This is a genomic window from Aestuariivirga sp. (assembly GCF_041738905.1).
Taxonomy (GTDB): domain Bacteria; phylum Pseudomonadota; class Alphaproteobacteria; order Rhizobiales; family Aestuariivirgaceae; genus Aestuariivirga.
Genome location: NZ_JBGSOZ010000098.1, coordinates 1 through 4,297 on the forward strand (window position 1 = coordinate 1; position 4,297 = coordinate 4,297).

At 63.1% G+C, this 4,297-nt stretch carries 3 protein-coding genes and 1 pseudogene; 1 reads left to right on the top strand and 3 read right to left on the bottom strand.

Annotated elements, in window-relative coordinates:
- Positions 1-430: pseudogene (locus ACEW8Q_RS08415) on the top strand (primosomal protein N'); the annotation flags it as partial.
- A gap of 14 nt (positions 431-444) precedes the next feature.
- Here ACEW8Q_RS08415 and ACEW8Q_RS08420 read toward each other — a convergent pair.
- The 3 genes from ACEW8Q_RS08420 to ACEW8Q_RS08430 all read right to left on the bottom strand — a co-directional run.
- Positions 445-1,368, bottom strand: a complete 924-nt coding sequence (locus ACEW8Q_RS08420; protein WP_373503606.1) for an aldose epimerase family protein — start codon at positions 1,366-1,368, stop codon at positions 445-447.
- Between the two features lie 140 nt (positions 1,369-1,508).
- A complete protein-coding gene (locus ACEW8Q_RS08425) occupies positions 1,509-3,311 on the bottom strand; it encodes an IlvD/Edd family dehydratase (RefSeq protein ID WP_373503607.1) in 1,803 nt (600 codons plus the stop codon).
- Between the two features lie 160 nt (positions 3,312-3,471).
- Positions 3,472-4,297, bottom strand: an 826-nt coding sequence (locus tag ACEW8Q_RS08430) for an HAD-IIIC family phosphatase (protein ID WP_373503608.1), incomplete at its 5' end; no start/stop codon positions are given.

Here is a 4,297-nt window from a genome sequence, read left to right on the forward strand (position 1 = left end):
GGCGGGCCGTGGCGAGAAGCCGGGCCGCGCGCTGGTGCAGACCTACCTGCCGGAGCACCCACTGATGCAGGCGCTGAAGAAGGGCGAGCGCGATTCCTATCTCGACCAGGAGAAGCTCATTCGCGAGAACGCGGGGCTCCCACCCTATGGGCGGCTGGCGGCGATCATCATTTCAGGAACCGATGCAGGCGAGACCGAACGCTTCGCGCGGAACTTGGGGCTGATCGCGCCGCTGGCCGAGGGAGTGTCCGTTCTCGGTCCCGCGCAGGCGCCCATCGCGCTGGTGCGCGGGCGGCACCGCATCCGCTTTCTCGTGAAGGCGAAGCGCGAGGTGAACATCCAGGGTTTTCTGCGGCAGTGGCTGGAGGGCGTGAAGCCCAAGGGCTCGCTGGCGCTGCAGGTGGATGTGGACCCGTACAATTTCTTGTGAGCGGATGAGGGCTCTTACTTCGAGAAGCGGCATTCGATGCGGTTGCGGTAGACTTCGCCGGGGAGGAGGACTGCGCTGGGAAAGTTTGAGTGGTTCGGTGCGTCGGGGAAGTTCTGCGGCTCGATGGCGATGGCGGCGTATTGCTTCAGGGGGCCATTACGGCCGGGCATGCCTTCGTTCCAGTGGAAGGCCGTGTACATCTGCATGCCGGCTTCGGTGGTCCAGACATCCATTTGCCGTCCGGACACCGGATCGCGGAGCGTGAGGCCGTGCTTCAGGTCGCCGCGTTTGCCGTTCAGCACCCAGCAATTGTCGAAGAACCCGCCCACTTTCTTCCGTGTACGGAAGTCCTGGGGCAAGCCCGCGACACTTCTGATTTCTCCTGACGGCAGGAGCAGGTCGTTGAGCGGCAGATAGCTTTCGGCGTCGATCATCATCTCGTGGTCGAAGGCATTGCGGGTGCCGCCCGAGAGATTCCAGTAGGCGTGGTTGGTGAGATTAATGACAGTAGGCTTCGTGGTGCGCGCTTCGAGGTCGAGGACTAGCGTGTTGCCATCCAGCGCATAGGTGGCGCTTGCATCGACAGCGCCGGGATAACCCTGGTCGCCATCGGGGGAATGAATGGAGAAGCAAATGGATTTGTCCGTGGTCTGAACATTCCAGCGGCGGACGCCGAAATTGTCCGGCCCGCCGTGAAGCTGGTGTTCGCCCATGTTGGGGATAAGCTTGTGCTCTGTACCGTCAAGCGTGAAGCGGGCATTGGTGATGCGGCCGGCGATGCGGCCGATGACGGCGCCTGCCGTCCAGTCGCCTGCCAGAAGCTGCTCATCCGTGCCGCCGCCCGCGACGAGGTCGACACCATCCATGACGACTGACATGAGCCGCGCGCCCAAGTCCGAGAAGGTGACGTGGAGCGTATCGGATTTGAGCTCGAGCATGGTGTTTCTCTCTTTCCTTCTCCCCTTGCGGGAGAAGGTGGCGCGAAGAGCCGGATGAGGGGACGCGTGTTAAAAAACCCCTCACCCGTCATGCTTCGCATGACACCCTCTCCCGCAAGGGGAGAGGGGAAGTGAAGAGCTTAGTGGTTGTCGCGGGGCAGGCCCATGGTCTTGGCGACGCGCTGGAACTTGGTGGCGCCTTTGAGGACCATGCCGCCGTCGAGCTGTCCGACTTCCTTGCGGAAGATTTCCTGCCACGGTGTCTGGCTCGGAGGAACCTTGTAGCCACCGGCCTTTTCGAGGTCGGCGTGGCGCTGCTTCAGCTCCGCTTCCGAAATCAGCAGGTCGCAGGTGCCCTTGTTCAAGTCGATCCGCACCTTGTCGCCGTTCTTGAGAATGGCAAGTCCGCCGCCTGCGGCTGCTTCGGGCGAGGCGTTGAGGATCGACGGCGAGCCGCTCGTACCCGACTGGCGCCCGTCACCCACGCAGGGAAGCGAGCGGATGTTCTTTTCCAGCAGGTAGTTCGGCGCGCGCATGTTCACCACTTCCGCCGCACCGGGATAGCCCAGAGGGCCAACGCCGCGGATGAAGAGAATGGTGTTCTCGTCGATGCCCAGCTTCGGGTCGTCGATCGAGGCGTGATAATCCTCCGGACCGTCGAACACGATGGCCTTGGCTTCGAAGGCGTTGAGATCCTTCGGGTTCGAGAGGTAGCGCTGGCGGAACTCGTCCGAGATCACGCTCGTCTTCATGATGGCGTTGTCGAAGAGATTGCCGGTCAGGCGCTTGAAGCCTGCGTGTTCCTTCATCGGCGCGCCGAACTCCTTGATGACCGTGCGGTCCCACGAGAACTTGCCTGTGCAGTTCTCGCCCATGGTCTTGCCATTGGCGGTGATGCAATCCTCGTGGATCTTGCCGGCACCGATCAGTTCGGCGACGACGGCGGGCACGCCGCCGGCACGGTGATAGTCCTCGCCCAGATACTCACCGGCGGGCTGGAGGTTGACCAGCAGCGGCAGATCATAGCCGTGCTTCTCCCAGTCGGCGACGGTAAGCTCGATCCCCAGATGCGCGGCAATGGCATTCAGGTGGTTCGGCGCGTTGGTGGAGCCGCCGATGGCGGTGTTGACGGCGATGGCATTCTCGAAGGCCTTTCGCGTCATGATCTTCGACGGCGTCAGGTCTTCTTCCACCATGTCGACGATGCGGCGGCCGGTCATGTAGGCCATCTGGCCGCGCTCGCGGTAGGGCGCGGGGATTGCGGCGTTGCCGGGAAGGCACATGCCCAGCGCCTCGGCCAGCGAGTTCATGGTGGTCGCCGTGCCCATGGTGTTGCAGAAGCCGGTCGAAGGAGCTGACGTAGCAACCAGTTCCACGAAGCCTTCGTAATCGAGTTCGCCGGTGGCGAGTTTTTCGCGCGCCATCCAGACGATGGTGCCGGAGCCTGTGCGCTGGCCCTTGTACCAGCCGTTGAGCATGGGGCCGGACGACAGGCAGATGGCAGGGATATCGACGGTGGCCGCCGCCATCAAACAGGCGGGCGTGGTCTTGTCGCAGCCGATGGTGAGAACGACGCCATCCAGCGGATAACCGTAGAGCACTTCAACGATCGAGAGATAGGACAGGTTGCGGTCAAGCGATGCGGTGGGGCGCTTTCCGGTTTCCTGGATCGGGTGGACCGGGAACTCCATCGGGATGCCGCCGGCCTCGTAGATGCCATCGCGGATGCGCTTCACCAGATCGACATGCGCCCGGTTGCAAGGGCTAAGGTCAGAGCCGGTCTGGGCGATGCCGATGATGGGCTTGTGGCCTTGAAGCTCGGAACGGGTGAAGCCGTAATTCAGGTAGCGCTCCAGATAAAGCGCCGTCATGTCGGCATTGGCCGGATTGTCGAACCAGTTCTGCGAGCGGTACTTCAGGGGTTTCTTGTTCTTGTCTGACATTGGGGGTCCTCCGATTTGTCATACATTTAGAAGGAACTCCGTCCCAAGTCCACCAGTCCAACCGGAGGGCAAGGGCTGCAACCCGCGGTTCCGGCAAGGCGCGGAGGTGCCATGTGCGGACAGCATGGTGCGATCGGCCTGCCGGGGGGGCCGGATTTGATCAGGTCTCGTCGACTGACAGGGTCATGGGGAAGGCAGGCGGCTCGTAGGAGGCGAGGTCGAGTTCCCAGATGGTCCTGCCATCGGGTTCACCCGCGGCCCTGGTAAAACCCAGCTTGCCGTAGTGGTTTTCGACCAGCATGTTCTTGTCGGTCGGGATATAGGTGCCGAGGAGGCTTGCGATCCCCATTTCCTTCGCCCTGGCCGCAATCACCGAAAGGGTTGCGGCCTCGACCTGGCGGCCCAGCACGCGGCAGCTCATCAGCCAGCTGTCGAGTTCGAGAACGGAACTGTGCTCGGGATGCGAGCGGCCAATGATGACGGCAATCATGCCGAGATCGCCAAACCTGTCGGTGAGCCGCACCTGCAGCGTGAGGACGGAGGGGGCGGCCTCCATCTCGCTCACCTGGGCCTCGGTGTAACGCCGTGTGGTGAGGTTGAACTGGTTGGTCTTGTTGATGAGCTGCACGATGCGCTGGCGGCCTTGCGCGTCGAAGGGCCTGAAGCTGATCGTCATGCCGAGGCTGCGGAGATAGTCGGTGAGGTCGCGCGCGCCCGACATCAGTTCGGCGCGTCGCACATCCTGGGCTTGCATCTTCACGCGGTCGGCATCTTCCGCCGAAAAGGTCACCGCCTCGAACCAGCCGCCGGCTTCCAGCGTCCAGGCGAACCATGCGGCGTCGTCGGGCACTTCCGGCACGCGGACCATGGGCAGGGCCTTCCGGACCTGGGCGCGCTCGGCCGGATTGTCGTCGAGCAGCACCAGCGCGTCGAGGCCGATGTTGAGGGCCTTGGCGATGGCCTCGAGATTGGTCGCCTTGTCGATC